This window comes from Bacillus sp. NPDC094077 (assembly GCF_050279465.1).
Classification (GTDB): domain Bacteria; phylum Bacillota; class Bacilli; order Bacillales; family Bacillaceae_G; genus Bacillus_A.
Genome location: NZ_JBNNUF010000025.1, coordinates 1 through 1705, shown reverse-complemented (window position 1 = coordinate 1705; position 1705 = coordinate 1). Strand labels below are relative to the sequence as shown.

Genomic DNA, 1705 nt, shown 5'->3' with positions numbered 1-1705 from the left:
AACAAAAGACATCCATTAGTATTTAAATTAACAAAGCAACTACTAACGGAGGTTGGAATTATGAAAATCAAAAAAATTTATGTCATTCTTACTACAGCTATTATGTTATCCGGCATTTCCTTATCTGAAAATATCACTAGTACAGATACTACACAAAATGTAGCTGCACAAACTAGCATAGAGGACATCCCAACTTTCTACTCTGATATTCATCCAGGTGCTGATTAATTAATCCCTCCATATTCAAGATTTCCTTCAAATACATACCCTTATTAAATAATCCATAGATAAAAAACAGGTGGAAAGTAAGTTCCACCTGTTTTTTTTTATTATATTAATTTTGTCTGAAACTAAATTAATCAGCTAACTTTATGTTCAACGATATCCACATTTTTACTTGTACAAGTTTAAATTCCATAGAAACTTTCCGGAATTACAAAACATGTAAAATAATATAGAAAAAAACAACAATAATTTTAAATATTTTTAACTGAATTTTACTAATTGTTATTAACATAAATTAACACGTATATTTTAGGTACAGAAAGTTAGACAGCAAGGAGGTAGTTAATTTGATGCTAGAGATAAAAAATTCCATAGATATGATAAACAATATAAATTATCATTTGGATCTTGGTGGGGAAAATAATCAACATTTAAAAAACTTTTCGAATGAACAAGACGTATTGCCATATCATGTTTACAAACAACTATTGAATAAATCAGCATCCCCAAGAGAATCGATTAGTCTAGCTCAACCATTTATTCATATCGATACCTTAGCACAAATTCTATATGAAGCATTTCACAATCAAACATTTACGGCTTTGGTACCTATTTTATTTGTATTCCAACCGAATATTGTAACTGGTATATCTACCCCAGGTGCTTATGCAATAGATTTTCATAATGATCATTTTATTCATTTAAAAGCCATCAATATTCAAGAGTTTAAAGCAGGGATAGGTGAAAAAAAAGGGCCTATAGCTATTGGATATATGATAAACCAAAGTACAAGCATTCATCATTCAAAAGAATTTATGTATCCAAGGTTACAGGAACAAACTACAGAGTGTATGTTAGCCTTACAAAAGCAATTACACATACATGGAGAGTTAGAAGATCAAATTCAGCTATCATTTGATTTCAAGAAAATAATGATGCCTTTAATAGTCTTACAATGGATTAAACAGACAGCTTTATATTAAAGATATAAAAAGGATAGTGCCGCTGGCTTAGATATTATATAAACTACTTTCTATAATATCTAAACCCAGCAGTAATCGTTATTAATGAAATTAGGAGTAATCCGACAATTATTTTCGAAACATTCTGAAATAATCGTCAGGAAATAAAGAATTAGCTAAATTACGTAATTAAGAGTTTGATATACAAGAACTAATTGGTGTAATCGATGCAAATGAACTAAAAAAGATAGCGGGAGATGTGAACCCAGGGGCAATACCAACGGAGGTTATAACTATCGCAGTTAATCTTGAAGTAAGTATTAATTTTCGTCACCATAAAGTGAAATGTATAACTCGTTGTCCAGAATAAATTAAAAATCGAGAGGATGTTCAATATGTCAAAGAATGAAAAATTAGCTAAACTACGTAATCAGGAGTTCGATACGAAAGAATTAATCGGTTCAATCGATGAAAATGAATTAAAGAAAGTAGCGGGGGCGGGAGATGTAAATCCAGAA

Annotated in this window: 4 protein-coding genes; all 4 read left to right on the top strand. The window is 30.1% G+C overall.

From position 1 onward, the window contains the following. A partial coding sequence (locus ACQKNR_RS27530) for a hypothetical protein (RefSeq protein WP_427322300.1) occupies positions 1 to 228 on the top strand: 228 nt, incomplete at its 5' end. A gap of 347 nt (positions 229 to 575) precedes the next feature. Beyond that, positions 576 to 1208 carry a hypothetical protein gene (locus tag ACQKNR_RS27525; RefSeq protein WP_427322298.1) on the top strand — a complete coding sequence of 211 codons (633 nt, stop codon included), beginning with the start codon at positions 576 to 578 and terminating at the stop codon, positions 1206 to 1208. Between the two features lie 181 nt (positions 1209 to 1389). After that, positions 1390 to 1557, top strand: coding sequence for a class II lanthipeptide, LchA2/BrtA2 family (locus ACQKNR_RS27520; RefSeq protein WP_427322330.1), 168 nt, complete (start codon positions 1390 to 1392; stop codon positions 1555 to 1557). A 25-nt stretch (positions 1558 to 1582) separates the two neighbouring features. After that, positions 1583 to 1705: class II lanthipeptide, LchA2/BrtA2 family (locus ACQKNR_RS27515; protein WP_427322328.1), on the top strand; the 123-nt coding region annotated here is incomplete at its 3' end.

Coding starts and splice junctions, on each gene's coding strand:
- ACQKNR_RS27525 (WP_427322298.1), top strand. CDS start 576: ATGCTAGAGATAAAAAATTCCATAGATATGATAAACAATATAAATTAT.